25 protein-coding genes are annotated in these 26485 nt (G+C 73.6%); 10 read left to right on the top strand and 15 right to left on the bottom strand.

Annotated elements, in window-relative coordinates:
- Window positions 1–10: 10 nt before the first annotated feature.
- Entirely contained in the window at window positions 11–1492 is a 1482-nt protein-coding gene (locus tag CFP66_RS39985; RefSeq protein WP_255413933.1) for an MFS transporter, read from the bottom strand.
- A 66-nt stretch (window positions 1493–1558) separates the two neighbouring features.
- Here CFP66_RS39985 and CFP66_RS39990 point away from each other — a divergent pair, with 66 nt between their 5' ends.
- A complete protein-coding gene (locus CFP66_RS39990) occupies window positions 1559–1933 on the top strand; it encodes an FKBP-type peptidyl-prolyl cis-trans isomerase (protein WP_094930580.1) in 375 nt (124 codons plus the stop codon).
- On the top strand, window positions 1930–2430 hold the full coding sequence (locus tag CFP66_RS39995; RefSeq protein ID WP_094930621.1) for a metallophosphoesterase: 501 nt from the start codon (window positions 1930–1932) through the stop codon (window positions 2428–2430). Before CFP66_RS39990 ends, CFP66_RS39995 begins: the two co-directional genes overlap by 4 nt.
- A gap of 234 nt (window positions 2431–2664) precedes the next feature.
- Here the strand turns inward: CFP66_RS39995 and ligD are convergent, their stop codons facing one another.
- Window positions 2665–3630 (bottom strand): non-homologous end-joining DNA ligase, encoded by a 966-nt coding sequence (ligD, locus tag CFP66_RS40000; RefSeq protein ID WP_094930581.1) that lies wholly within the window; start codon window positions 3628–3630, stop codon window positions 2665–2667.
- 196 nt (window positions 3631–3826) lie between these two features.
- Entirely contained in the window at window positions 3827–4219 is a 393-nt protein-coding gene (locus CFP66_RS40005; protein WP_094930582.1) for a cupin domain-containing protein, read from the bottom strand.
- Window positions 4220–4270: 51 nt separating this feature from the next.
- Between CFP66_RS40005 and CFP66_RS40010 the strand changes: the two genes are divergently transcribed.
- Genes CFP66_RS40010 through CFP66_RS40020 form a run of 3 tightly spaced genes read left to right on the top strand, consistent with a single transcriptional unit; the run spans window position 4271 to window position 8406 of the window.
- On the top strand, window positions 4271–4582 hold the full coding sequence (locus CFP66_RS40010; RefSeq protein WP_094930583.1) for an antibiotic biosynthesis monooxygenase: 312 nt from the start codon (window positions 4271–4273) through the stop codon (window positions 4580–4582).
- 45 nt (window positions 4583–4627) lie between these two features.
- A complete protein-coding gene (locus tag CFP66_RS40015) occupies window positions 4628–7432 on the top strand; it encodes an alpha/beta fold hydrolase (RefSeq protein ID WP_094930584.1) in 2805 nt (934 codons plus the stop codon).
- Between the two features lie 26 nt (window positions 7433–7458).
- Window positions 7459–8406: an ABC transporter permease gene (locus CFP66_RS40020; RefSeq protein WP_094930622.1), complete on the top strand. Its 948-nt coding sequence runs from the start codon at window positions 7459–7461 to the stop codon at window positions 8404–8406.
- Here the strand turns inward: CFP66_RS40020 and CFP66_RS40025 are convergent.
- Window positions 8396–9292, bottom strand: a complete 897-nt coding sequence (locus CFP66_RS40025) for an EamA family transporter (RefSeq protein ID WP_094930585.1) — start codon at window positions 9290–9292, stop codon at window positions 8396–8398. The genes CFP66_RS40020 and CFP66_RS40025 overlap by 11 nt on opposite strands.
- Before the next feature lie 71 nt (window positions 9293–9363).
- Between CFP66_RS40025 and CFP66_RS40030 the strand changes: the two genes are divergently transcribed.
- On the top strand, window positions 9364–10275 hold the full coding sequence (locus CFP66_RS40030; RefSeq protein WP_094930586.1) for a LysR family transcriptional regulator: 912 nt from the start codon (window positions 9364–9366) through the stop codon (window positions 10273–10275).
- 12 nt (window positions 10276–10287) lie between these two features.
- Here the strand turns inward: CFP66_RS40030 and CFP66_RS40035 are convergent, their stop codons facing one another.
- The 3 genes from CFP66_RS40035 to uvrB all read right to left on the bottom strand — a co-directional run bounded on the left by CFP66_RS40035 (window position 10288) and on the right by uvrB (window position 14333).
- The gene (locus CFP66_RS40035; protein WP_094930587.1) at window positions 10288–10680 is read right to left on the bottom strand and encodes a VOC family protein; all 393 of its coding nucleotides are present in this window, start codon (window positions 10678–10680) and stop codon (window positions 10288–10290) included.
- 47 nt (window positions 10681–10727) lie between these two features.
- Window positions 10728–12005 carry a glycosyltransferase family 87 protein gene (locus CFP66_RS40040; protein ID WP_094930588.1) on the bottom strand — a complete coding sequence of 426 codons (1278 nt, stop codon included), beginning with the start codon at window positions 12003–12005 and terminating at the stop codon, window positions 10728–10730.
- 147 nt (window positions 12006–12152) lie between these two features.
- Entirely contained in the window at window positions 12153–14333 is a 2181-nt protein-coding gene (gene uvrB / locus CFP66_RS40045) for an excinuclease ABC subunit UvrB (protein ID WP_304528790.1), read from the bottom strand.
- Window positions 14334–14403: 70 nt separating this feature from the next.
- On the opposite strand from uvrB, the gene CFP66_RS40050 reads away from it, so the two are divergent.
- Window positions 14404–14925, top strand: a complete 522-nt coding sequence (locus CFP66_RS40050) for a DUF402 domain-containing protein (protein WP_094930589.1) — start codon at window positions 14404–14406, stop codon at window positions 14923–14925.
- Window positions 14926–14944: 19 nt separating this feature from the next.
- Here CFP66_RS40050 and CFP66_RS48775 read toward each other — a convergent pair whose 3' ends face one another.
- The 5 genes from CFP66_RS48775 to rpsA form a co-directional block, all read right to left on the bottom strand.
- Window positions 14945–15730, bottom strand: a complete 786-nt coding sequence (locus CFP66_RS48775; protein ID WP_198961997.1) for a hypothetical protein — start codon at window positions 15728–15730, stop codon at window positions 14945–14947.
- Window positions 15727–16491: an RNA polymerase sigma factor gene (locus CFP66_RS40060; RefSeq protein WP_158228405.1), complete on the bottom strand. Its 765-nt coding sequence runs from the start codon at window positions 16489–16491 to the stop codon at window positions 15727–15729. Before CFP66_RS40060 ends, CFP66_RS48775 begins: the two co-directional genes overlap by 4 nt.
- An 82-nt stretch (window positions 16492–16573) precedes the next feature.
- Window positions 16574–17770, bottom strand: coding sequence for a dephospho-CoA kinase (coaE, locus tag CFP66_RS40065; RefSeq protein ID WP_094930591.1), 1197 nt, complete (start codon window positions 17768–17770; stop codon window positions 16574–16576).
- Window positions 17771–17788: 18 nt separating this feature from the next.
- Entirely contained in the window at window positions 17789–18484 is a 696-nt protein-coding gene (locus CFP66_RS40070) for a hypothetical protein (RefSeq protein ID WP_143517538.1), read from the bottom strand.
- Between the two features lie 143 nt (window positions 18485–18627).
- Window positions 18628–20103, bottom strand: a complete 1476-nt coding sequence (rpsA, locus tag CFP66_RS40075) for a 30S ribosomal protein S1 (protein ID WP_094930593.1) — start codon at window positions 20101–20103, stop codon at window positions 18628–18630.
- 203 nt (window positions 20104–20306) lie between these two features.
- Between rpsA and CFP66_RS40080 the strand changes: the two genes are divergently transcribed.
- From CFP66_RS40080 to CFP66_RS40090, 3 genes are all read left to right on the top strand, one after another.
- Window positions 20307–21185 (top strand): class I SAM-dependent methyltransferase, encoded by an 879-nt coding sequence (locus CFP66_RS40080; protein ID WP_094930594.1) that lies wholly within the window; start codon window positions 20307–20309, stop codon window positions 21183–21185.
- Between the two features lie 52 nt (window positions 21186–21237).
- Complete coding sequence (locus tag CFP66_RS40085; RefSeq protein WP_158228406.1) at window positions 21238–22356, top strand: DNA glycosylase AlkZ-like family protein; 1119 nt, start codon at window positions 21238–21240, stop codon at window positions 22354–22356.
- A 154-nt stretch (window positions 22357–22510) separates the two neighbouring features.
- Window positions 22511–23797: an ABC transporter substrate-binding protein gene (locus CFP66_RS40090; protein ID WP_094930596.1), complete on the top strand. Its 1287-nt coding sequence runs from the start codon at window positions 22511–22513 to the stop codon at window positions 23795–23797.
- 41 nt (window positions 23798–23838) lie between these two features.
- On the opposite strand, the gene CFP66_RS40095 is transcribed toward CFP66_RS40090, so the two are convergent.
- From CFP66_RS40095 to CFP66_RS40105, 3 genes are read right to left on the bottom strand one after another with little or no spacing between them, the layout of a single operon-like run.
- Window positions 23839–24582: an ABC transporter ATP-binding protein gene (locus tag CFP66_RS40095; protein WP_233160092.1), complete on the bottom strand. Its 744-nt coding sequence runs from the start codon at window positions 24580–24582 to the stop codon at window positions 23839–23841.
- Between the two features lie 10 nt (window positions 24583–24592).
- Window positions 24593–25429 carry an ABC transporter ATP-binding protein gene (locus CFP66_RS40100; protein WP_094930598.1) on the bottom strand — a complete coding sequence of 279 codons (837 nt, stop codon included), beginning with the start codon at window positions 25427–25429 and terminating at the stop codon, window positions 24593–24595.
- Window positions 25426–26481, bottom strand: coding sequence for a branched-chain amino acid ABC transporter permease (locus CFP66_RS40105; RefSeq protein WP_094930599.1), 1056 nt, complete (start codon window positions 26479–26481; stop codon window positions 25426–25428). Before CFP66_RS40105 ends, CFP66_RS40100 begins: the two co-directional genes overlap by 4 nt.
- Between the last annotated feature and the right edge of the window lie 4 nt (window positions 26482–26485).

Genomic DNA, 26485 nt, shown 5'->3' on the forward strand with positions numbered 1-26485 from the left:
GTGGGCCGGTTCAGCCGTGCGCGGCGTGTCCGAAGGTGTGGGCCTCCTCCTCGGAGCAGCGGCGCCGCACCCGGCGGTCGTGGCGCAGGTCGAGCACCGCGATGACCAGCGCGGCCGACACCGAGAGCACCGCCCCGCCCAGCGCCACCGCGGCCGCCACCGGGAAGTCCTGGCCGGTCGCGCCGAGCACCAGGTAGAAGGCGCCGGGCAGGGCGGCGGTGCCGATCGCGGCGCCGATCCGCTGCCCGGTCTGCAGCGCTCCCCCGGCGGAGCCGGCCATGCGCACCGGGACCTCGCGCAGCGTCAGCGTGATGTTGGGCGAGATCACCAGGCCCCCGCCGATCCCGGCGACGAGCAGCGACGGCGCCATCGCCCACATCAGCGACCCGGCCGGCACCAGCAGCACCACGGTGATCGTCGCGAGGAGGCCCGTGAGCACGCCGACGAGGCCGATCACGGTCAGCCGCCGGCCGAACCGCTCCACGAGCCGGCCGCCGACCGCCGCCGACACCGAGGAACCGAGCGCGAAGGCGGTGACCGACAGCCCCGACTGCAGCGGCGTGTAGCCCAGCCCGGACTGCAGGAACAGCGCGAAGACCAGCCAGATTCCGGAGAAGCCGAGGAAGTAGACGGCGCCAAGGCCGGCGCCGGTGGCGTAGCCGCGGGTGCGGGTGAGCAGCCGCAGGTCGAGCAACGGTGCGCCGCCGCGGCGCAGCGTGCGCCGCTCCCACCCGACGAACGCCGCCCCCAGCGCCACACCGAGCGGGAACAGCCACCACAGCCGCGCCACGCCCCCGGACTCGGCCTGCACGAGAGGCAGGAGCACGGCGAGCACACCGCCACCGAGCAGCACCGCGCCCACGACGTCGATGCGCCCCACCCGCTCGTCGCGCGACACCTCCGGGATCAAGCGGGCCGCGAGCACGAGCGCGACCACACCGATCGGCAGGTTGATCAGGAAGATCCAGCGCCACCCGTCCGGCCCGTCGGCCAGGGCGAGGATGATCCCACCGACGACGGGGCCCACGGCCGTCGAGATCCCCACCGTCGCGCCGAAGAGCCCGAACGCGCGACCACGCTCGGTGCCCTGGAACAGCTGCTGGATCAGCGCGGAGTTCTGCGGGGCCAGGGTGCCCGCCGCGAGGCCCTGCGCCAGTCGTGCGGCCACCAGCGTGCCGATGCTCGGCGCCGCACCGGCCAACCCGCTGAACACCACGAAGGCCGCGAGCGCGCCGAGGAACATCCGCCGCCGTCCCAGCGCGTCGCCCAGGCGGCCCGCCGGGACCAGCGCGAGCCCGAACGTCAGCGCGTACCCCGACACCACCCACTGCACCCCGGCCGGGGACGCGCCCAGTCCCTGCTGCAGCGACGGCAGCGCCACCGACACGATGCTGACGTCGAGCAGGCTCATGAACCCGGCGACGAGCGTCACCGAGAGGGCCCGCCACCGGTTCGCGTCGGGCGCGTCCACGTGCGCATCGGCCCTGACCACGAGGCCTGTCTACCCGCGGGGAACCGGTCTGGCACTCTGGGCGCCCCATCCATCTGGAGGAAGCACGTGGCACCGCAGCGACCCGAGGTCGACCCGCACGACGGCCCCGCACCCGCCGACCTGCTCGTCGAGGACCTCAGCACCGGCGACGGCGCCGAGGCCACGACCGGCCGCACCGTCGAGGTGCACTACGTGGGCGTCGCCCACTCCACGGGCGAGGAGTTCGACGCCTCCTGGAACCGCGGGTCCACCCTGCGCTTCCCGCTCGGCACCGGTCGCGTCATCAGCGGTTGGGACCGCGGCGTCGTCGGGATGAAGGTCGGCGGACGGCGCCGGCTGGTGATCCCGCCGCACCTGGGCTACGGCGACCGCGGCGCGGGCGGCGCGATCAAGCCCGGCGAGACCCTGATCTTCGTGGTCGACCTGGTGGGCGTGCACTGAACCTGCTGCTGATCTCCGACACCCACCTGCCGGTGCGGGCGAAGGACCTGCCCGCACCGGTGTGGGAGGCAGTCGACACCGCCCACGTGGTGGTGCACGCCGGCGACTGGGTGTCGGTGGCACTGCTCGACGCGCTCGAGGCCCGCGCCCGCCGGCTCGTCGGGGTGTACGGCAACAACGACGGGGGCGCCCTGCGCACCCGGCTGCCGGAGGTGGCGCGCGTCGAGCTGGCCGGTGTGCGGTTCGCCGTGGTGCACGAGACCGGCGCCGCCACCGGCCGGGAGCGCCGCTGCGCGAAGGCCTACCCCGGCGTCGACGTGCTGGTGTTCGGCCACAGCCACATCCCCTGGGACACCACGGCGGACACCGGCCTGCGCCTGCTCAACCCCGGCTCCCCCACCGACCGCCGCCGGCAGCCGACCTTCACCTGGATGACGGCCGAGGTCGCCGACGGCGCGCTCGGCGAGGTGCAGCTGCACCACCTCCCACCGCGCTGACCGCCCCACCCCGCGAATCGCGCCCACCGTCCCGCGAGTCGCGCCCCACCCCCCGCGAGTCGGGCTCTGCCCCCCGCGAATCGCGCTCACCTTCCCGCGAGTCGGGCTCTGCCCCCCGCGAGTCGCGCTCTGCGCCCGCGAGTCGGGCCGGCTCCTCTGCGTCGCGCGCTCGCTGTGTGAGTCGTGGCTCCGTCAGTGCGGATCCGCGTCCGGGCGTCGCAGGTCGGGTCGGTGCTACTGCCGCCGCGCCCGCGCGCGCCGCTTGCCCTCGTGCATCGCCGCCACCCGGGCGACGGGGATCGTGTGGCCCTCCTCCAGCACGTCCACGGGCAGGGTCTGGGGCGGGGGCATGCGTTCGCGCCACGGGTCGGCGTCGCCGAGCAGCCCCGCGGCCGTGCGGACGGTGAAGTCGCGGGGCGTGATGCGGTCGAGGTCGCCCCACGCCACCGGGAACGACACCGGCACGCCCGGTCGCGCTCGCGGGCTGTAGGCCGCGACCACGGTCGCGCCGCCCGCGCGGGTCGAGTCGAGGAAGACCTTCCCGCCGCGGTCCTCCTTGATGTAGGCGGTCGTGCCCACCTCGGGGTCGACGCGCTCGGCGCGCGCGGCGAGTGCACGGGTGGCCGCGGCCGCGTCCTCGAAGCCCACTCCCGCACCCAGCGGCACGACGACGTGCAGCCCCTTGGCGCCGCTCGTCTTGACCACGCCCTCGAGCCCGCTGTCGTCGAGGGCCTGGCGCACCAGACGCGCTGCCCGGACGACGTGCGCGAAGTCGTCGTCCGCGGGCGGGTCGAGGTCGAGGATCAGCGACGTCGGGTGCGGCTCCCCCACGCGCATGAGCGTCGGGTGGTACTCCACCGAGCGCTGGTTGGCGAACCACAGCAGCGTGCGGCGGTCGTTCGCCAGCGCGTAGCGCACCTCGCGGTGCGACGCCTCGGCCCACACCGTCGTCGTCTCGACCCAGTCCGGCGTGTACTTGGGCACGTTCTTCTGCATGAACGGCTCCTGGCCCGGCCGGACCCGGATCACCGACAGGGGCCGCTGCCGCAGCTCGGGCAGGATCCGCTCGCGGACCGCGTCGAGGTAGTCCACGAGGTCGCGCTTGGTGGCGTCGGCGCCGTCGAAGAGCGGCTGGTCGAGGTTGGTGAGCTCCACCCCGTCACGGGTCTCGACGGTTTTCGCACGGCTCCTCGGAGGCATCGTGCTCTCCTACCACGCGTGGACCCGGTGCGCGACTCTCCGGAGCAGCGCGCGACTCGCGGGTGCAGGAGCCCAACTCGCGGGGAGGGGGGCGCGACTCGCGGAGAGAGGAGCCCGACTCTCCGGAGCCAGCGCCCGACTCGCGGGGACAGGAGCCCGACTCGCGAGAGATGGGGCGCGACACCTCCGTGTGTCGTCAGGAGGTGGGGGGTTCGTCCTTGCCGGACTCCTCCGCCTCGTCGGCCTCCTGCTTCGTGCGGTGCACGGCGCCGTCGGCGTGCTCGGGTGGGCCGTAGACGGTGTAGAGGACGAGCGGGTTGGGCCCGGTGTTGACGAAGTTGTGCTTCGTCCCCGACGGGACGGCCACCAGGTCACCGGCCGCGACCTTCTTGGTCTTCCCGCTCACCCGCGCCTCACCCGTGCCGCTGACGAACGTGAGGATCTGGTCGATCCCGTCGTGCACCTCCTCGCCGATCTCGCCGCCCGGCGGAATGGTCATGATCACGAGCTGGCTGTGCTCGCCGGTCCAGAGAACCCGGCGGAAGTCGTCGCTCTGCTCCGCGACGGTGGCGATGGTGAAGTGCTCCATGCTGCAACTGTGCCCCGATCGCGGCCGTTCCACTCGTGCGACGATGCCCACATGGTCCTCGAGATCGCCGACATCACCGTCCTGCCCGGTACCTCCGACGAGTTCGAAGCAGCCGCGCGCGAGGGCATCCGGTACGTCGCCGACACCCCCGGTTTCCGCACGGCCAGGCTGTCCCGCTGCATCGAGACGCCCGGCCGGTTCGTGCTGACGGTCGAATGGGACAGCGTCGAGGCGCACACCGTGGGCTTCCGGGAGTCGGAGAACTTCGGCCGCTGGCGCAGCCACATCGGTCCGTTCCTGGACGGCACGCCCCGCGTCGAGCACTTCGACGACGTCGCGCTGCCGGGTCCAGCCGGGGGCTGAGAGCGTACTGAGGGGCGCATCCGGCGGGTCGCCTAACGTCGTCTCGTGCACCCCACCCCGCGCGGCCGGCCGTCCCTCGCGCTGACCGTCGTGCTCGCGGTGCTGGGCGCGCTCGTGCTGACCGGCGCGGCCGCTCCCGCGGACGTGCGCGTGCAGGAGCAGCGCGTCACCGTCCCGGGTGGGCCGGGCAGCAGCGAACCGGTCGAGTTGGACACCTCGATCTATCTCCCGGCGATCCACCTCCCGGCCACGGCGCCCGCCCCCGCGGTGCTGGTCGCCCACGGTTTCGGGGGGAGCAAGGCCTCCGTCGACGCCGACGCCCGCGACCTGGCCGCCCGGGGGTTCGTCGTCCTCACGTGGTCGGCCCGCGGCTTCGGGACGAGCACGGGGCGGATCGCGCTGAACTCCCCCGACCACGAGGTCGCCGACGCCCGCGCGCTCGTGGACCTGCTCGCCGCCCGCCCCGACGTCGTGCAGGACGCGCCCGGCGATCCGCGCGTCGGGATCACGGGTGGCTCCTACGGCGGTGCGGTGTCGCTGCTGCTGGCCGGGCACGATCCCCGCGTCGACGCGCTGGCCCCGATGATCACCTGGAACGACCTGGGCCAGGCCCTGTTCCCCAATGCCGCCACGACGGCCCCGCCGTCCGCCGAAACCCCGGCCCAGGGGGTACCGGCACCCGACGGGGTGTTCAAGAGCGGCTGGGCGGGGCTGCTGTTCTCCGCGGCCGTCGGCCCCTCGTCCGGCGAACCGGGCGCGGAAACGGGTGCCGGCACCGCCATCGCGCCTCCTCCCCCCGCCGCGGGACCCCCGATCACCTGCGGCCGCTTCACCGCCGAGGTCTGCGCCGCCTACACCGAGGCCGCCACCACCGGCCGCATCTCCCCCGCCACCGCGCAGCTGCTGCAGCGCTCGTCCCCGGCCACCGTCGCCGGCCGGATCACCGCACCGACGCTGCTGGTCCAGGGGACCCAGGACACGCTGTTCGGGCTCGACCAGGCCGACGCCACGGCACGGCAGATCACCGCAGCGGGCGGGCGGGTGAAGGTCGAGTGGTACGCAGGCGGGCACGACGGCGCCGCACCGGGCGCGGCCGTCCGCGAGAGCGTCGGCGACTGGTTCGCGTTCCACCTCGCGGGCACCGGCGACGATCCCGGCACCGGCTTCACCTATGAGGTGCCCAGCGGCGTGCGCGCAGGTGCGAACACGCCGACCAGCCGCACCCTCCACGCTCCCGCCTACCCGGGCCTGCCCGGCACGGCACCGCTGCTCAGCACGCCGCTGCCCCTCGACGGCGCGCCGCAGCCCGTCGTGCACCCCGCGGGCGGAACGCCGGCGGCGATCACGTCGCTGCCCGGCATCGGCTCGGCCCTGGGCGCGGTGGCGGGCCGGCTCTCGGCGGCCGCGGCGGACCTGCCGGGGCAGTCGGCGACGTTCTCCACGCCTGCGCTGGAGAGCGCCCTGGTCGTGGCGGGTGCGCCCCGCGTGGAGGTGACGGTCGCGCGGATCCCGGGCCAGCCGGCGCCCGCCGAGGCGGTGCTGTTCGCCCGGCTCGTCGAGGTCTCCCCCGACGGCCCGCGCACCCTGCTCGGCGGGGCGGTGGCGCCGCTGCGCGTCCCGGTGCCCGCCGACGGCACACCGATCACCGTGACGGTCGCGCTGCCCGGTGTGGTGGCGCCCGTGGAGTCCGGCAACAGCCTCGCGGTCTCGGTGGCCACCACCGACCAGGCCTTCACCGGCCCGATCGAGCCCGCCGCCTGGCGCGTCGGCGTGGCCGGCGCGCTCACCGTGCCCGTCGTCCCCGGTGCCAGTGACGTGACGCGCACCGTGCCGCTCGGGCCGCTCGCCGGCATCGCGGCCGTGCTGGCCCTCGCGTTGCTCGGGTGGCTGGGTTCGCGCTGGTACGCGCGACGGGTCGCCCAGCCCACCCGGGACCTCGACGGCGAGCCCCTGGTGATCCGCGACCTCGCCAAGACCTACGCAGGCGGGTTCACCGCGGTGAAGGGCGTCTCGTTCACGGTGGAGAAGGGCATGGTGCTCGGCCTGCTGGGGCCCAACGGCGCCGGCAAGACCACCGTCCTGCGCATGCTCATGGGGCTGGTGCGCCCGACCGCAGGCACCATCACCGCGTTCGGTGCGCCGGTGGGGCCCGGCGCACCGGTGCTGGCCCGGATCGGGGCGTTCGTGGAGGGCCCCGGGTTCCTCCCGCACCTCTCGGGCGCGGCGAACCTGCGCCTGTACTGGGAGGCCACCGGGCGCCCGGCGGCGGACGCGCACCTCGAGGAAGCGCTGGAGATCGCCGGGCTCGGCAGCTCGCTGCAGCGCCGCGTCGGCGCCTACAGCCAGGGCATGCGCCAGCGGCTGGCCATCGCGCAGGCGATGCTCGGGCTGCCCGACCTGCTGGTGCTCGACGAGCCGACCAACGGTCTCGACCCGCCGCAGATCTCGGCGATGCGCGAGGTCCTGCGCCGCTACGCCGCCGGCGGCCGGACGGTCCTGGTGTCCAGCCACCTGCTCGCCGAGGTGGAGCAGACCTGCACCCACGTGGTCGTCATGCACCGGGGTGAGGTCGTCGCCGACGGCTCGGTCGCCGAGATCATCGCCGGGGGCGGCGCGGCCACGTTCACCGTGGACGCGCCGGAGCGCGCCGCGTCGGTGCTGGCCGACCTCGCCGGGGTGCGCTCGGTGGAGGTCGTCGAGGGCGCCGTGCACGCCGAGCTGAACGGCACCCCGCGTGCCGAGGCGGTGCGCGCGCTCGTGACGGCCGGTGTGGAGGTCACGACGGCGGGCCCGCGACGGCACCTGGAGGACGCGTTCCTGCAGCTGGTCGGAGAGGACAGGACCCCGTGAACGACCGCACCGGGAACGAGACCGGGATGGGCGAGCCGCTGGTGCGCGACGAGCCGACGCCCTACGGCGAGCCGCCGACCTCGGACGGCGCCGAAGGCGACCGTCAGATACCCCCGCGCAAGCGCCCACCGGCCTCGGCCACGCGGCGCCAGCACCGCCCCGAGCGGACGCTCCCGCTGCGGGTGGAGCTGGAGCGTCAGTTGCGCCGGCGCCGCACCCAGGTGGTGTTCGCGCTGGTGGCACTGCTGCCGGTGCTGCTGTGGCTGGCGTTCGAGCTGGCCCCGGACGGCCCGGCCACCGGCTCGGTCAGCCTCGTCGACCTCGCCACCGGCAGCGGCGCGAACTTCGCGGTGTTCGCACTGTTCGCGTCGGCGTCGTTCCTGCTGGTGGTGGTCGTGGCGCTGTTCTTCGGCGACACCGTGGCGGCCGAGGCGTCCTGGTCGAGCCTGCGCTACCTGCTCGCCGCGCCGGTGCCGCGGGCCCGGCTGCTGCGCCAGAAGGCCGTCGTGGCGGCGCTGCTGTCGGTGGCGGCGCTGCTCCTGCTGCCGATCGTGGCACTGCTGGTGGGCACCCTCGCCTACGGTGCCGGTGATCTCGTCAGCCCCACGGGGGTGTCGATCGACTACGCGCCCGCCGTGGCCCGGGTCCTGTCCGGCGCCGTCTACATCGCCGTGCACCTGAGCTGGGTGGCGGCGCTGGCGATGCTGCTGTCGGTGTCCACCGACGCCCCGCTCGGCGCCGTCGGCGGCGCCGTCATGGTCTCGATCGTGTCGCAGATCCTCGACCAGATCACCGCGCTCGAAGGGCTGCGCGACGTCCTGCCCACGCATTTCGGGGACGCGTGGGCAGGGTTGCTGAGCGCGACCGTCGACTGGGGCGACATGACCCGCGGCGTGCTCTCCGCACTGACCTACGCCCTGGTACTCGGCGCGGCGGCGGTCTGGCGCTTCCAGCGCAAGGACATCACGAGCTGAGCCGCACGTCGTCGGCCACCGGGGCCGGGCGGGGTGTGCCGAGCAGCACCCCGCCGACGATGACGGCCGCGGCCACCAGCTCCACCGCGCTCGGTCGCTCCCCGAGCACGCCCGCGGCCAGCGCGATCCCGACCACCGGCACGAGCAGCGAGTACGGCGCCACGACGCCCGCCGGGTAGCGGCGCATCAGCCACACCCAGATCCCCGACGCGACCACGGTGGCCAGCACCGACGTGTACCCGATCGCGGCGACGCCAGGGAGCCCGGCCGGGGTGAACGCGGCCCGCAGCGCGTCCCAGCCCGCGGCCGGGCCCTCCCACATCCAGGACATCAGGAGCAACGGCACCGGCGGCACGACCGACATCCACAGCGTCAGGTGCAGCGGGTTCGGTGCCGCTGCGAGCCGGCTCGCGAGGTTGCCGAACGCCCAGCCCAGCGCACCGACCAGCGTCAGCAGCACCGGGAGCACGGCGGCCACCTGCGCCCGCGACACCGCGATCGCCGCGAGGCCCACCACCGCGATCGCGATCCCGATGCCCTGGCGCAGCGAGAGCCGCTCGCGCAGCAACAGGGCACCGAGCAGCACCGTGAACGGCGCCGAGGCCTGCAGGACCAGCGACGCGAGACCCGTCGGCATGCCGATGTCCATCGCGATGAACAGGAAGACGAACTGCACGGTCCCGAACCCGATGCCGAATCCGAGCAGCCACCGCAGCCGCACCTGCGGGCGCGGCACGAGCAGCACGGTGGGCACCGCGATCACGGCGAACCGCAGCGCGGCCATGAACAGCGGCGGGAAGTGCTCCAGCCCGATGTGGATGGCGAGGAAGTTGGCACCCCACAGCGCGGCGACGAGGCAGGCGAGGAGGCGGTCGCGCGTGGTCACGGCCCCACTCTGCGCGCCGCCCTCTCCGCAGACCAGCGAAAAGATCTGAACCGACTGTTTAGGCTGGCTTCATGGATGTGCAGCGCCTGCGGGTACTGCGGGAGCTGGCGGACCGGGGCTCGGTCACGGCGGTGGCGGCCGCGCTCTCGTTCACACCCTCGGCGATCTCGCAGCAGCTCAAGGCGCTGGCCGACGAGGTCGGGCTGCCGCTCACCGAGCCCGCCGGGCGCGGTCTGCGGCTCACCGACGCCGGACGCGCGCTCGTCGCCGAGGCCGAGGACGTGCTCGCGGCGCTGGCCCGCGCCGAGGCCGCCGTCGAGCGGCTGCGCACCACGCCCCGCGGGCAGGTGCGGGTGGCGCTGTTCCCGTCCGGAGCGCGGATGCTGCTGCCGGGGCTGCTGCGCAGGCTCTCCGATCAGCCCGAGCTGGACGTGCAGTGCCGGGACGTCGACATGACCCCGGCGGACGTCCCCGTGTTGGCCGCCGACTTCGACCTCGTGGTCAGCCACCGCGACGAGACGGCCCCCGAGATGCCCGGTGACCGCTGGCTGGTCGTGCCGCTGCTGCGCGAGCCGCTCGACGTGGCGCTGCCTCCCGGGCACCGCCTCACCCGCCGTCGGAAGCTGCGGCTGGACGAGCTCGCCGGTGAGGAGTGGATCAGCGTCGGGGTGGGCTGGCCAGTCGACGACGTGCTGCGTTCGCTGGCCCTCGCCACCGGCGCGACACCGAAGATCGTGCAGCGCATCAACGACTTCTCGGTCACCGAGGAGCTCGTGGCGGCCGGGCACGGTATCGCGCTCCTCCCCCGCTACTCCACCGACGACCGCGGCGGCCGCCGGCTCGTCCGCCGCCCGCTCGCGGGGGTGCGCGCAGCACGCCTGGTGGAGGCGGTGCTGCGGACGAGCTCGGCCGAGCGACCGGCCGTGGCGGTCGTGCTCGACGCGCTGCGCGCGGAGGCGGACGCGATCGTGGCGCGCGGCTGAGCGCGCCGGCCGTCACTGCAGGCAGAACTCGTTGCCCTCGGGGTCGAGGAGCACCACCCACCACCCGCTCTCCTCCTGCATCTCCTGCGCCACGGTGGCGCCGGCCGCCACGAGTTGCGTCGCGTGCGCGCGGACGGCAGTACTCCGGTCGGTGGCGCCGTGCCCGGCGTTGACGTCGAGGTGCACCCGGTTCTTTAGGGTCTTGGGCTCGGGGACGCGCTGGAACAACAGCCGCGGACCGATCCCAGTGGGGTCGACGATCGCGGCGTACTGCTCCTCCCCGGAGCCGCGCACGACGTACCCGGCCCGCGGTGCCTGCACCACGTACCCGAGCGCGACCGCCCAGAACGCGGCGAGCCGGCCCGGATCACGAGCGTCGACGGTGATCTGGAGGGGAATCGCCATGGCACGCAGTCTCCCTCGCGTGGCCGACCGGCAGTAGGCCCAACGGCCTACGGCGCCTGCCGCGGCCAGGACCGCCGGGCCAGCCACAGCAACCCGATCAGCAGCACGGTGAACCAGACGTAGGTGCCGTCCACCACCTGCTGCAGCGGTGTCCAGGTGAGCTCCTGCTCGCCCCCGCGGGGGTGGACGTGCTGGTGCGGCGCGATCACGAACACGGCGGCCGTGGCCAGCGTGACCGCCGTCCACGCGGCCGACCGCTTCGCCCACGCGGTGGCTGCGGCCACGAGCAACGCGGGCGCCACCCACACCCAGTGGTGCGACCAGGACGTCGGGGAGACCAGCAGCGCGACACCGGCGAGCGTGACGAGGGCCAGCGGAGCGGGTGCGCGCCGGATCGCGGGCGCGGCCAGGGCCAGCAACCCGATCGACAGCAGCAGCCACACCACCGTGCGCAGCGAGCCCTCCATCCCCGCGCGCACCAGGACCGCCTCGAACGTCTGGTTGGTGAAGAACGGCGACCCGCTGACCCCGCCCGCCGGGTCGGACCAGAACGTCCACGACGGTCCCGGCGCCGCGACGAGCCCGATCCCCGTGGCCAGGATCCCCGAGATCATCGCGGTGGCGGCGGAGCGGTAGTCCCGGCGCAGCAGGAAGAACAGCACGAACGCCGCGGGGGTCAGCTTGATCGCCGCGGCGATGCCGATGAGCATGCCGCGCGGCCACTTCGGGTGCGGCGCGAGGCAGTCGAGGGCGACCAGCGCCATGAGCACGAGGTTGATCTGGCCGAACTCGAGGGTCTGGAGCACCGGCTCCAGCCCCAGCGCCGGGCGGCCCTCGAGGGGCACGTCGAAGTCGATGCCCTTGCCCGGCTCGACCGCCAGCGCGAGCGGCAACGCCAGCGATGCCACCGACAGCGCGCCTCCCCAGCCGCCGGAGGGCCACAGCCGCCGTGCGAAGACGTACAGCGTGGCGCCCAGCGACAGCGTCGACAGCCCGAGCAGCCCGACCCACGCGAGCACCCACGGCACGACCGCCAGCGGCACCATCACCAGTGCCGCGAACGGCGGGTAGATGAACGGCAGCGTGATGTGGCCGGAGGTCTCGGGCAGGGAGCCGTACATGTCCTGCCCGGCCAGCCAGGCCTGGACGCCGAACCGGTACACCTCGAGATCGATGTGCCGGCCGCCCGTGTGCAGCACGACGCCGGTGAGGACGAGGGCCAGCAGCGGAACGGTGACCGGCAGGATGCGCGACGGCGTGCGGAGCAGCTGGAGCACCCGCAGCTCTGCCGGCGTGCGCGTCGTCGACGCGCCGGCAACCGTCACGCTGAACTCCTCCCCTGTCGCACCGCCGTTCGGCACCCGCGCGGACGCAGCGCGCCGCGCCGGTGTCACCCCCGTGGCTCCCCGCCACGGTAACCCGACCGTGGCCCACGTGACGTCCCGCCCCTGCCGCTGCGCGGGCGACAGGGCTCAGCGGATGCCTGCCGCGTCCATCCCCCGCAGCTCCTTCTTGAGGTCGGCGATCTCGTCACGCAGCCGGGCGGCCAGCTCGAACTGCAGGTCGCGGGCCGCGCCGAGCATCTGGTCGGACAGCTGCTGGACGAGGTCGGCCAGCTCGGCGCGGGGCATGTTCGCGGTGTCGCGACCGGCGACGATGCCGGAGCTCGCCGACGGGGCGCGGCCCGGCTCGCCCGCGGCGCGCTTGCCCCGGGACTGGTTGCGCCCCGAGCCACCGACCGGGACCTCCTCTGCCTCCCGGTAGACCTGGTCGAGGATGTCGGCGATCTTCTTCCGCAGCGGTTGCGGGTCGAGGCCGTGGGCCTCGTTGTAGGCGACCTGCTTGGCGCGGCGGCGGTCGGTCTCGTCGATGGCGTACTGCATCGAATCGGTGACCTTGTCGGCGTACATGTGCACCTCGCCCGACACGTTGCGAGCGGCGCGACCGATCGTCTGGATCAGCGACGTGCCCGAGCGGAGGAAGCCCTCCTTGTCGGCGTCGAGGATCGCGACGAGCGACACCTCCGGCAGGTCGAGACCCTCGCGGAGCAGGTTGATGCCCACGAGCACGTCGAACTCGCCGAGCCGCAGCTGGCGCAGCAGCTCGACCCGGCGCAGCGTGTCGACCTCGGAGTGCAGGTAGCGCACCCGGATGCCGAGCTCGAGCAGGTAGTCGGTGAGGTCCTCGGCCATCTTCTTGGTGAGCGTGGTGACCAGCACCCGCTCGTCGCGCTCACTGCGCTCCCGGATCTCGTGCACCAGGTCGTCGATCTGGCCCTTGGTGGGCTTGACCACGATCTGCGGATCGACGAGGCCGGTGGGCCGGATGACCTGCTCGACGAACTCGCCCCCGGTACGGGAGAGCTCGTACGGGCCGGGGGTGGCCGACAGGTAGATCGTCTGGCCGATCCGGTCGGCGAACTCCTCCCACGTGAGCGGCCGGTTGTCGACGGCCGACGGCAACCGGAACCCGAAGTCGACGAGGTTGCGCTTGCGGGACATGTCGCCCTCGAACATGCCGCCGATCTGCGGGACCGTCTGGTGCGACTCGTCGATGACCAGCAGGAAATCGTCGGGGAAGTAGTCGATGAGCGTGGCCGGCGCCGAGCCGGACCCGCGGCCGTCGATGTGGCGCGAGTAGTTCTCGATGCCGGAGCAGAACCCGACCTGCCGGATCATCTCGATGTCGTACTGGGTGCGCATGCGCAGGCGCTGGGCCTCGAGCATCTTGCCCTGGCGCTCGAACTCGGCCAGCCGCTCCTCCAGCTCGGCCTCGATGTCCTGGACGGCCCGCTCCATCCGCTCCGGTCCGGCGACGTAGTGCGTGGCCGGGAAGATGCGGACATCCTCGACCTGGCGGATGACGTCGCCGGTGAGCGGGTGCAGGTAGTAGAGAGACTCGATCTCGTCGCCGAAGAACTCGATGCGGATCGCGAGCTCCTCGTACGCCGGGATGATCTCGACGGTGTCGCCGCGGACCCGGAACGTGCCACGGTTGAACGCCAGGTCGTTGCGGGTGTACTGCACGTCGACCAGGGCGCGCAGCAGCGCGTCGCGCTCCACGTTGCCGCCCACCTCGAGGGTGACGGACCGGTCGAGGTAGGACTGCGGCGTGCCCAGGCCGTAGATGCACGACACGGAGGCGACCACCACGACGTCGCGCCGCGACAGCAGGTTGCTCGTGGCCGAGTGGCGCAGCCGCTCGACGTCCTGGTTGATCGAGGAGTCCTTCTCGATGTAGGTGTCGGTCTGCGCGATGTACGCCTCGGGCTGGTAGTAGTCGTAGTACGAGACGAAGTACTCGACCGCGTTGTGCGGCAACATCTCGCGCAGCTCGTTGGCCAGCTGGGCGGCGAGGGTCTTGTTGGGCGCCATCACCAGGGTGGGGCGCTGCACGCGCTCGATCAGCCACGCGGTGGTGGCCGACTTGCCGGTGCCCGTGGCCCCGAGCAGCACGACGTCCTGCTCGCCGGACGTGATCCGGCGTTCCAACTCCTCGATGGCCGCCGGCTGGTCACCGGCGGGCTGGTAGGGGCTGACCACCTCGAAACGGCCGCCCGTGCGGGGGATCTCCCCGACGGGGCGGAACTCCGAGTGCGCCACCGGCACGTCCGGGACCGCCGCGCTGCCGGGAACCTCAGTCGCGAATGCCACGTGTCCAGGGTACGAGCCCGCACCGACAACTCCGGGCGCGCACGGGCCGCGGCTGGCAGCATCGGCTTCCGTGCACCCGCCGAAGATCGCGACCTTCGACGTCCCCGCCCGCGTCAACACCGACACCAAGGGCGTCGAGCGCGCCGTGGACGAGTACCGGGAAGCCCCGTTCGGGCTGTACATGAGCCGCCCGATGGTCGGCCGGCCCTCGGCGCACTGGGTCCAGTGCTGGCTGCTGCCCGAGCTCGGGCTGTGCGTCACGGACTGGTGGTGGAACCCCGGCCACGCCCGCGACCAGGACTTCTACCTCGACGTCTGCGACATCCGCCGCGACGGCGACCGCTGGATGCTCACCGACCACTACCTGGACGTCGTCGTGCGCAACCGCCGCGACGCGACCGTGATCGACGTGGACGAGTTCGTGGCCGCCGTGGCGCTGGGCCTGCTGGCCCCGGCCGCCGCCGAGACGGCGATGCACACCGCGTACCGGGCCGTGGACGGGCTGGCGACCCACGGCCACGACCTCGACGCCTGGCTCGCGACGCTGAGCATCACGCTGACGTGGAAGGAGCGGCCGGCGAACGAGGCGTGACCGCTCCGATCCGGCACGGTCACGTCACGGGCGCGCTGGAGGTGGGCCCGTCCGCGGACGGGCTGGCGCTGGCCGTCGGGGTGCCGTCGCCGTCGCCGTCGCCCTCGTCATTGCCGCCGCCGGTGTCACCGCCGCCCGTGTCACCGCCGCCGGTGTCACCACCGCCCGTGTCACCACCGCCCGTGTCACCACCACCGGTGTCACCACCACCGGTGTCACCGCCGCCCGTGTCACCACCACCGGTGTCACCACCGCCCGTGTCACCGCCGTCGTTGTCGCCGTCGTTGTCGCCGTTGTTCTCCTCGCCCTCCGAATCGTCATCCGAGCGCGACGTCGGCGGCGTCTTGGTCGGGGTGCGAGTCTCGGGCGGCGGCTCAGCAGCAGGTGGTGGCGGAAGAACCGGCCGCGGAGGCGGCGGGAGTTGGACGTGATCGGTCGTTGGGCGGGGAGCCCGCTCCGTCACCGCAGGCGGCTCCTCCTCGACCGGCGTCGGCGGCGCCTCCTCGACGACCGAGCTCGACGTCGGGGGTTCGGTGGACCGGCGGGACTCCGACCGCGCGGCACCCGCCGAGATCGATGCCGCGGTATTGACCTCCGGGGGCGGGGGCGCCGTGAGCTGCGCGATCGCCGTGGTGGCGCTGAGGGCGCCGACCGTGAGCACCGCGGCCGCCGCGGCGGTGCTGGCGCGGCTGAGCGTGCCGGCACGCCGGATCACCGTGTCCACCGCGGGCAGCGTGACCGCTGCCGAGAGCTCGTCGTCGAGCCTTCGCAGCTCGTCCGTCACCCGCTCGAAGCCGTCCGTCACCGGCGCTCTCCCTCGTCGTCACGGCCGTCGGCCTCATAGGTGCCCGCGGGCCCGTAGCTCTCGGCGGCCCCGTAGGAGCCCGAGCCGGGGCCGTCGAGGCCGTAGCCCTCGGCGTAGCCCCCGCGTGAAGCCTCGTAGCCGGGATCGTCGCCGCGGTGGTCGGAATCGCCGGCTCCCCCGAGCACATCCTGCAGCACGTCGGCCATGCCCTCGGTGACGACATGCCGGGCGCGCGAGAGCCGGGCCTGCACGAGCGTCACCGACGCCTGCTCGATCGCCGCGATCTCCTCGACGGAGGCGTCCGCCATGTGGAACAGGACGACGGCGCGCCGCTCCGCGGGCGAGAGCCTGCCGAGGGCCGCCAGCAGGGCACGGGTGCGGGCGTCGGCGCCCGTGCCGATCGCACGGCGGCGACGGGAGAACCACCGCCGCCAGGTCCGGATCGTCGACCGGACGGCCACGCGGCGGATCCACGCGCTCGGGTCGGGCGTGCGACCGATCGCCACCCAGCTGCGCCACGCCCGCGAGTAGGCGTCCTGCACCACGTCGTGCGCCTCGCCCGGATCGAGCGTGATCGCGTACAGCTGCGCGACGAGGCGCTGGTAGTTGGCCTCGAGGTGCGCCCCGAAATCGACGCGCAACTCCGCGGGTGTGCCGCCGAAGGGCTGGCGCACCTCGTCGTCGCCGGTTGCCGGCGACCCCTCTGCGTCATCGCGCAGGGCGTCGTCGGGATCCGCGCGATGATCCACCGCTGCGCTCACCCCACGCCCCTCACTCGAACGGAGATCGCTCTGTCCCCCCATCGCGGGGCTACTCCGGTCCGTTACCGGATGTGTCGTCCGTTCAGTCCAACGACGGGACCCATGCGGAAGTTGCGGCCCATGCTTGCGCCCGGGTCAGCGCAGCGTCGAACCACGGCTCCTCGAACGCGGCGTACCGGCCCGCGTCGAGGTCAGCGGCGTAGCGTGCCGCCGCCTCGCGCTCGACACCGAGGTACTCGTCACGGGCGGCGGCGTCGGCCCGCAACCAGTCGCGGAGCAGCAGCGCGCAGCGCCATCCGGGGGTACCGACCTGCCGGACGTGCAGGTGGACGGCGCGCCCGGGGTCGGCCGTTCCGTGCAACCGCTTCGGCCACACGGGTGCGCCGGGTGGCGTCGGGTTGTCGTGGTCGATGTCGGGGCGCCACGGGAAACCCGCGTCCTGCAGGGCGTCACGCACCGCGTCGGCGTCGGCGAGCGACTCGACCCCGAGCTGGAGGTCGATCACGTCCGTGGCGGGCAGGCCGGGCACCGCCGTGGAACCGGTGTGGGCCACGCCTCGCCCCCGCTCCCCTGCCGCCGCCGCGACCCGCGCCCGCAACCGCGCAGCCTGCTCGGCCCAACCCGGGTCCGGCGCCACGAGCCGGGGCGCGCCCGCGGGGACGATCCGCCGCTCCCGCAGGTTCGCCTCGAAGGGCACGAGACGCCGCTCCCAGAGCTCGTCGACCGTCGCGTCGAGGTCGCCGGGAGCGCGGCCGTTGTCCAGCCAGACGTCGGCAGCCGCGCGCCGGGCGGCGTCGTCGGCCTGGGCGGCGATCCGTGCCCGGGCATCCGCCTCGGACATCCCGCGCAGCCGCACCAGCCGGCGCACACGTTCCTCCGCCTCGGCGTGCACGACCACGACCAGCGGGAACCGCGGCGCCATCCCGTTCTCGACGAGGAGCGGGACGTCCTGCACGACCACGGCGTCCGGGGCCGCGGTGGCGATCAGCTCGTCGGACCGGGCACGGACCCGGGGGTGGACGATCGCGTTGAGCCGCTCGCGCGCGGCCGGATCGCCGAACACGACACCCGCCAGTGCCGGACGGTCCAGGGCACCGTCGGCGTCGAGGACCTCGGCGCCGAAGGCCGCGACCACCTCGGCCAGCCCGTCCGTGCCGGGCGCGACGACCTCGCGGGCCAGCGCGTCCGAGTCGACGAGCACCGCGCCATGTGCGACGAGGCGACGGGCGACCGTCGACTTGCCCGACCCGATCCCCCCGGTGAGCCCCACCCGCAGCACGGCGTCACGCTACTCCGATCAGCGGACGGCGCCTGCCTGGGGCACCGGTTCCGGCAGGCCGCTCGGCAGCTCGACCGTGACGGCGGGCAGGACGCGCAGTGCGAGATCGATGAGCACGTCACGAGGGCTGCGGTCGCCCGGCAGCGGCTGTTCCGGCAGCACGAGGCTGAGGTTGCTGGTGGCGTGGGCGACCATCAGCACCGCCTCGTCGCCCTTCTCGAACAGGGAGGCGAGGGCGGAGCCGAGCGCCACCTCGCTGCGCTCACCCGATTCCGCCTCGGCGTTGACACGCCACTGGTCGGTGGCGGCGCCCTCGTCCCGGTAGGCGGTGGCGTTGATGACCAGGAGCGAGCGGCTCGGCCCGCCGTTGCGGCTGTAGGAGCAGGAGACGCGTTCGGTGCGCCCGACCGAGGGTTGGGCCACGCCGATCGTGGTGCGCAGCTTCACCGACCCGAGCGGAAGCCCCAGCAACGCCTCCAGATCGGCCGCGGCGAGGATCTCGCCGCAGTCGTCCGGGACGACGTCCCCCGCGTCGGCGGGGTCGGCCGACGGTCCGCCGTCGCGCGCCGGCACCGGGAACGTCGGGACAGCGGTGGGCTCCTCCGACGATGAGCCGCACGCGGCGACCACGACGGCCAGGACCGCTGCGAGCACGACGGCCAGGATCATCCGCGTGACGTGCGGGGCGACCACGTGACCTCCCGCCCTGCGCATGGCTCCACGGTAGATCGGAACGCTCGCGATATCACCCGACGCGCCCGGCCCCTCACCGAACCGTGACAATCCTGACCCCGGACGCCGGACGGCCCCGGCGACCAGTGGTCGCCGGGGCCGTCGGATCGATCAGCGCGGGTTGCTCAGGCCCCGCCGGACAGCTTCTCCCGCAGCGCGGCCAGCTGCTCGTCGCTGGCGAGCGAGCCACCGGTCTGCGCCGGGGCCGCCTCTCCACCGGACGAGTAGTTGGCACCGCCGCTGCCGCCGTCGGCAGCCGCCTCCGCCTCCGCCTCGGCGGTCTTGCGGATCTGCGCGATGTGCTGCTCGAAGCGGGTGTGCGCCTCGGCGTACTGCTTCTCCCAGGCCTCGCGCTGGGTGTCGAACCCTTCCTGCCACTCGCCGGTCTCGGCGTCGAAGCCCTCGGGGTAGATGTAGTTCCCCTGGTCGTCGTACTCCGCGGCCATGCCGTAGCGGGTGGGGTCGAACTCGGTGTCGACCGTCATGCCCTCGTTGGCCTGCTTGAGCGACAGCGAGATGCGGCGCCGGTCGAGGTCGATGTCGATGACCTTGACCATGCAGTCGTCGCCGACCTGCACGACCTGCTCCGGGATCTCCACGTGGCGCTCGGCCAGCTCGGAGATGTGCACCAGGCCCTCGATGCCCTCCTCGACGCGCACGAACGCACCGAACGGGACGAGCTTGGTGACCTTGCCCGGCACGATCTGCCCGATCGCGTGGGTGCGGGCGTACAGGCGCCACGGGTCTTCCTGCGTGGCCTTGAGGGACAGCGAGACGCGCTCGCGGTCCATCTCCACGGACAGGACCTCGACCGTGACCTCCTGGCCGACCTCGACGACCTCGCTCGGGTGGTCGATGTGCTTCCAGGACAGCTCGGAGACGTGCACCAGGCCGTCGACCCCGCCCAGGTCGACGAACGCACCGAAGTTGACCACCGAGGAGACCACGCCCTTGCGGACCTGGCCCTGCTTGAGCTGGTTGAGGAACTCGCTGCGGACCTCGGACTGGGTCTGCTCCAGCCAGGCGCGGCGCGACAGGACCACGTTGTTGCGGTTCTTGTCGAGCTCGATGATCTTGGCCTCGATCTTGCGGCCGACGTACGGCTGCAGATCGCGGACGCGGCGCATCTCGACCAGCGAGGCCGGGAGGAAGCCACGGAGCCCGATGTCGAGGATCAGGCCGCCCTTGACGACCTCGATGACGGTGCCCTCGACCGGCTCGTCGGCCTCCTTGAGCGCCTCGATCGTGCCCCAGGCGCGCTCGTACTGAGCGCGCTTCTTGGACAGGATCAGCCGGCCCTCCTTGTCCTCCTTCTGGAGGACGAGGGCCTCGACGAACTCACCGACCGACACGACCTCCGCCGGATCGACGTCGTGCTTGATCGAGAGCTCCCGCGAGGGGATGACGCCCTCGGTCTTGTAACCGATGTCGAGCAGGACCTCGTCGCGATCGACCTTGACGATGGTGCCTTCGACGATGTCGCCATCGTTGAAGTACTTGATCGTCAGGTCGATGGCGGCGAGGAAATCCTCCTCCGACCCGATGTCGTTGACGGCGACCTGCGGCGTTGTGGTCGGGGCGGCGGTGGTGTCGGTGGACATGTAGTGGGGTGCTCCGGTGATGGATGGAATGGTGGTGCTGGGCAGGTGGTGTACGTCTTGTGACGTGGTGCTGTCACCCTTAGCTGGTGGGATGGTGCTCGTGAAGTGCGATGCGCTGCGTGGCCGGATCGAATCGCGCGACGTACCCGCGACGTGGACCACAACGCGGGTACCATGCTACGCGCGGCCCGATCAGCAGGGCAATGCGGGTACCCCCTTCCCAACTGCGAGGATGCCCCGGTGATTCCCGCGTGAACGAGACCGCGAGCGCCGAGGAGCGGCTGGGTACGGCAGGGGTGGCGCGCCGGCCCGTCGACGGGCCCGAATCGCAGCGGGCCAGCCGGCTGTGGTGGGACGCCGATGCCGACGACTACCTGGCCGAACACGGTCGCGACATCGGCGACGCCGACTTCGTCTGGTGCCCCGAGGGCCTGCGCGAGGCGGACGCCCGGCTGCTCGGTGAGGTCCGCGGCCGGCGCGTGCTGGAGGTCGGGGCCGGCTCGGCACCGTGTGCGCGGTGGCTACGGGCACAGGGCGCCCGGCCCGTGGCGCTCGACCTGTCCGGGGCGATGCTGCGCCACGCCGCCGCGCTCGGTGACGCCACCGGTCTGCCGGTCCCGCTCGTGCAGGCGGGCGCCGAGCACCTGCCGTTCGCCGACGCGACCTTCGACACCGCATGCTCCGCGTTCGGCGCCGTCCCTTTCGTCTCCGAGCCGGCGCGGGTCATGCGCGAGGTCGCCCGCGTGCTGCGGCCGGGCGGGCGGTGGGTGTTCGCCGTGAACCACCCCATGCGCTGGATGTTCTCCGACGACCCGGGACCCGACGGCCTCACCGTCCAGCAGCCCTACTTCGACCGCACCCCGTACGTGGAGGTCGACGCGGCGGGCCACGCCACCTACGTCGAGCACCACCGCACGATCGGCGACCGGGTCCGCGACGCCGTCGCGGCCGGGCTGGTCCTCGACGACGTCGTGGAACCGGAATGGCCGCAGGGCCGGGACACGGTGTGGGGCCAGTGGTCCCCGCTGCGCGGCGCCCTCTTCCCCGGCACCGCGATCTTCGTGACGCACAAGCCCCGCTAGAGCGGCGGCCGGCGGGGATGTCGGCGGGGCGTGGTGGGATCGACGCGTGCGGGTGACCTGGCGGCAAGTGGTGCGGTGGCGGGCGCGGCGGCAGCTGCTGGTCGAGCCCGCGCCGGACGCGCTCGCCGTGGCGCGGCGGGTCTGCGGGCTGCACGCGCAGGTGGCCTCGTGCACGCCCCTGATCGCCGGTGTCCGCAGCACGGCCCCGCCCGAGCTGGACCGGGCGCTCTGGGCGGACCGGCGGCTGGTGCGCACCTGGGCGATGCGCGGCACGCTGCACCTGCTGCCGGCCGACGAGCTCGACCTGTGGGTCGGTGCGCTCACCGACAAGGAGTCGCGGCGCCGCTTCCCGCCGTCGTGGGAGCGCGAGCACGGCGTCACCGGGGCACAGCTGCACGCGATCACCGAGGCCGTCGGCGAGGTGCTCGGTGCGCAGCCGCTCACGCGCTCCGAGTTGGCCGCCGCGATCTGCGCGCGGCTGGGATCCCCCGCGCTCGCCGGACCGCTCTCCACGGGCTGGGGCGCGCTGCTCAAACCCGCCGCCTCGCGCGGCCTGCTGTGCTCGGGCCCCGCGGCCGACCGGGCGGTCACGTTCGTCGGGCCGGCGGCGTGGCTGGGCCGCCCGATCCGTCCCGTCGAGGCGGCCGCGGCCAACCGCGCCGTCCTGCTGCGTTTCCTCGCCGCCAACGGTCCCGCCACACCTGCCGACGTCGCGCGGTGGTGGGGCGAGCAGCCCGGCCCGGCCCGTCGCCGGGTCCGGGAGCACGCCGACGCGCTCACCGCCGTCGAGGTCGACGGCGAGCCCGGGTTCGTCGCCCGCGCCGAGGACGCCGACGAGCTCGCGGCCGTTCCCGACGCACCGGCCGGTGACGTCGTGCTGCTGCCCGGGTTCGACCCCTGGGTGCTCGCCCCGCTCTCGCACCGCAGGCGGGCGGTCCCCACCGAGCACACCGCCGAGGTGTCGCGCACCGCCGGTTGGATCTCCCCGGTGCTCGTCGTCGACGGCGCGGTGGCCGGCGTGTGGGAGCTCGAGCGCCGGGGCGACGAGCCGGTGGTCGCCGTGCGCCCGTTCGCCCCGCCGCGTCCCGCGGTCCGCGCCGCCGCGGAGGAGCACGCCGGGCGCTACGCCGCGCTCCTGGGCACGGCAGCGGTCCGGGTCGACTGGCGCTGACCGCACGAGCAAGGCGTGCGCGGGCCCGCCGCCACCCTCGGGATCGAGGAGTAGCAACATCACGAATGGGCTCCAAATCCGCCGCCGGTCGCCCGGGCCCCTCTAGGCTCCGCTGTCACCCTCGCCGAGCACTGCAGACCGGAGGTCCAGGTCGATGACGAGCATCCGTAGGCGAACGGCCGTTGCCTTCTCGGCCGCCTTCCTCCTTGCCGCGGGTTGCGGCGGGGGAGGCGGAGACGGCGCGCCGGAGCCCGGTGCACCCGCCCCCACCGACACCGCCGCCGGGGGCGACGGCACCTTCCAACTCGGCTACGTGCTCCCGCAGACCGGCCAGCTGGCGTTCCTCGGACCACCCCAGATCGAGGCCACCCGGTACGCGCTCTCCGAGATCAACGCGGCCGGCGGTGTCCTCGGCGCGCAGGTGCCCGAGCCGGCGGCGGGCGACGAGTCCGACCAGGCCGCGGTGGCGCAGCAGTCCGCCGACCGCGTACTGGCCTCAGGGGTGGACGCGCTGATCGGCGCCGCCTCGTCCGGGCGGTCGCTCGACATCATCGACCGGGTCACCGGGGCGCAGGTCGTGCAGTGCTCCGGATCGAACACCGCGCCGACCTTCACCGACTACGAGGACGGCGGCTTTTACTTCCGCACGGCGCCCAGCGACGCGCTGCAGGGCCCGGTGATGGCCGAGACGATCGTCGCCGACGGCCGCAGCAACGTGGCCATCGTGGCGCGGGCCGACGACTACGGCGTCGGCCTGGCCGAGGCGACGGCGACCGCGCTGCAGGAGGCCGGGGCCACCGTCGCGCTCAACGAGTCCTACGACCCCAACGCCCAGAACTTCGACGCGCTCGTGCAGCAGGTGGCGGGCGCCCAGCCCGACGCCGTCGTCGTGATCTCCTTCGAGGAGGGCACGCAGATCCTGCAGGGCCTGCTCGAGGCCGGGCTGGGCCCGGACACGGTGGGCGTGTACGGCTCGGACGGCCTGCGCAGCGAGGAGCTCCCCTCGCTCGTCGCACCCGGCGACCCGGCCGCGCTGGCCGGGATGAAGGGCACGGCGCCGGCCTCGGAGGAGAACGCCGAGTTCCTGTCCGGACTGCGCGCCTTCGCCCCTGACCTGGTGGAGACGCAGTACGCCCCGCAGGTGTTCGACTGCGTGAACGTCGTCGCGCTCGCCGCCGAGGCGGCCGGGAGCGACGCGCCGAGCGCGATCGCGGGCGAGATGGTCGGGGTCACGCGCGACGGCACCGCATGCTCGTCGTTCGCCGAGTGCAAGGAGCTGCTCGCCGCCGGCGAGGACATCGACTACCAGGGCGCCAGCGGGCCGCTGGACTTCGTCCCGGCGGGCGAGCCCGGCACCGCGTCGATCGAGGTCTACGGCTTCGACGCCGCGGGAGCCCTGTCCACCTTGAACGTCGTGCAGTCCGAGCCCCTCGACGGGTGAGTCCCGCCCGACCGGATCCGCGCCGCCCGGCGCGGGTCCGGTCAGCGGGCCTTCGCCAGGGTGCCCAGGTAGCTCTCCACCACGGCCTCGTCGTGCAGCAGCGCACGCCCCGTGCCGGTGTGGGCGTTGCGGCCCTGGTCGAGCACGTACCCGCGGTGCGCGAGCTCGAGGCAACGGCGCGCGTTCTGCTCGACCATCACCATGGACACGCCGGCCTCGTTGATGGTGCGGATGCGCTCGAACGCATCGTCCTGCGCCATCGGGGACAGGCCCGCCGACGGCTCGTCGAGCAGGAGCACGGACGGCTCCATCATCAGCGCGCGTCCCATCGCCACGACCTGGCGCTCGCCGCCCGACAGCGACCCGGCCTGCTGGCGGCGGCGGTCGGCGAGCAGCGGGAAGAGCTCGGCGACCGCGCGCATCCGGGCGGCGAAGAGTTTCGGCCGCTGGTAGATCCCCATCTGGAGGTTCTCCTCCACGGTGAGGGAGCTGAACACGTTGCGGGACTGCGGCACGTATCCGATGCCCAGCGACACCAGCTCGTGCGGGCGGCGGCCGCTGATCTCGGTGCCGCGCAGCCGGATGGAGCCCGACCGCACCGGCAGCAGCCCGAAGACCGCCTTGAGCAGCGTCGACTTGCCCGCGCCGTTCGGGCCGATCACGCCCACGATCTCGCCGTCGGCCAGCTGCAGGTCGCAGCCGTTCAGGATGTTCACCTCGGGCAGGTACCCCGCGACCACCGATTCGGCGACGAGCAGCGGTTCGTCTGCTCCCACTGCGCTCACGATCCCTCCCTCACTCTCCCTCTCGGAAGCCCGGCTCGTCGTGCGTGGAGCCGAGGTAGGCGTCGATGACGTCGGGATTGCCCACGATGCTCGCCGGCGTGCCCTCGGCGATGACGCGGCCCTGCGCCATGCACACCACCCAGTCGCTGATCTCCATCACCACGTCCATGTCGTGCTCGACGAACAGGACGGTGCACCCGGAGCGGCGCAACCCGTCGATGTGCCCGAGGAGGTCCTGGCGCAGCGCCGGGTTCACCCCGGCCATCGGCTCGTCGAGCAGCACCAGCGCGGGGTCGACCATCAGCGCCCGCGCCATCTCCAGCAGCTTGCGCTGTCCTCCGGACAGGTAGCCCGCGTACTCGTCGCGGCGCGTGTGCAGCAGGAAGCGCTCGAGCAGGGCGTCGGCCCGCTTCTCGATCTCCGCCTCCTGGCCGCCCCACAGCGGGCGCAGCAGCGCGGGCAGCAGCCGCTCCCCCCGCTGCCCGGTGGCCGCGAGCTTCATGTTCTCCAGCACGGTCAGGCGCGCCAGCACCCGCGTGAGCTGGAACGTGCGGACCATCCCGCGCCGGGCGAGGCGGTGCGCGGGAAGGGTGGTGACGTCCTGACCGTCGAACGTCCAGCGCCCCGCGCTCGGCCGGTCGAACCCGGTGAGCAGGTTGAACAGGGTGGTCTTGCCCGCACCGTTGGGGCCGATCAGCCCGGTGACCACACCGCGCTGCACCTCCAGGTGCTCGACGTCCACCGCGCGCATCCCGCCGAAGTCCCGGCGCACCCCGTCGACGACGAGCAGCGGGTCCGGCTTGGCGGATCCGGGCTCGGCCGCAACGTCCTTCAGCGGGCTCGTCATCGGGCCTCCTCCTCCGCCCCGGCCCGGGCGCGGCGGCGCCGCCGCCGGCCCGGCATCCCGCCGGCACCTGCCTCGAGCCGCATCTGCTCGGCGTTCCCGCGGACGCCCTGCGGCCGGTACACGAGCAGCAGCATCAGCAGCAGGCCCACCAGCGCGAACCGCAGCGCGCCGACGTCGGACGCCGAGACGACCTCGGGGAGGTATCCGGCGCCCACCGCCTGCCGCAGCGCGCTGTCGGCGAACGACAGCAGGAACCAGAAGACCACCGAGCCGAGCACGGGGCCCAGCACCGTGCCTGCGCCGCCCAGGATGAGCAGCGCGTACATGTTGAACGTGACCTCGGGGTTGAACGTGTTGGGCGACACGGCCTGCGCGTCGACCGCCAGCAGCATGCCCGCGAGCGCGCCGATCGCACCGCCGAGCACCAGACTCTGCATCTTGTAGCCGTAGACGTCCTTGCCGAGGCTCCGCGCGGCGTCCTCGTCCTCCCGCACGGCGCGCAGCACGCGCCCCCACGGGCTCCGGACCAGCAGGAACACCCCCGCCGTCACCACCGCGACCCCGCCCCACCCGACGAGCATCACCCACAGGTCCCGCTCGGAGAAGGTCAGCACGCCGATCCCGTAGCTCCCGGACGGCACGGGGTTGGCGGCGTAGAACGGGTTGGCGAACTGCTGCAGGCCGAACACCCCGCCGGTCAGTGGCGCCGCGAAGCCGGCGTTGAACACGATCCGCAGCACCTCCCCCGCGGCGATCGTGGCGATCGCGAGGTAGTCGGCGCGCAGCCGCAGCGTCGGGATGCCGAGCAGGAGCGCCAGCACGACGGACGCCGCGAGGCCGACCAGCACGCCGAGCCACAGCGGCCCGCCGAACACCGACACGGTGATCGCGACGCCGTAGGCCCCGACGAGCATGAACCCGACCTGCCCGAAGTTGAGCAGCCCGGTGTAGCCGAAGTGCAGGTTCAGGCCGAGCGCGGCGAGCGCGTAGATCGCGGCGACCGGGCCGAACGCGCCGCGCCCGGCGTCGGCGAGGATGACGAGGAGGTCCATCGCG

This window comes from Pseudonocardia sp. MH-G8 (assembly GCF_002262885.1).
In the GTDB taxonomy this organism is placed as follows: domain Bacteria; phylum Actinomycetota; class Actinomycetes; order Mycobacteriales; family Pseudonocardiaceae; genus Pseudonocardia.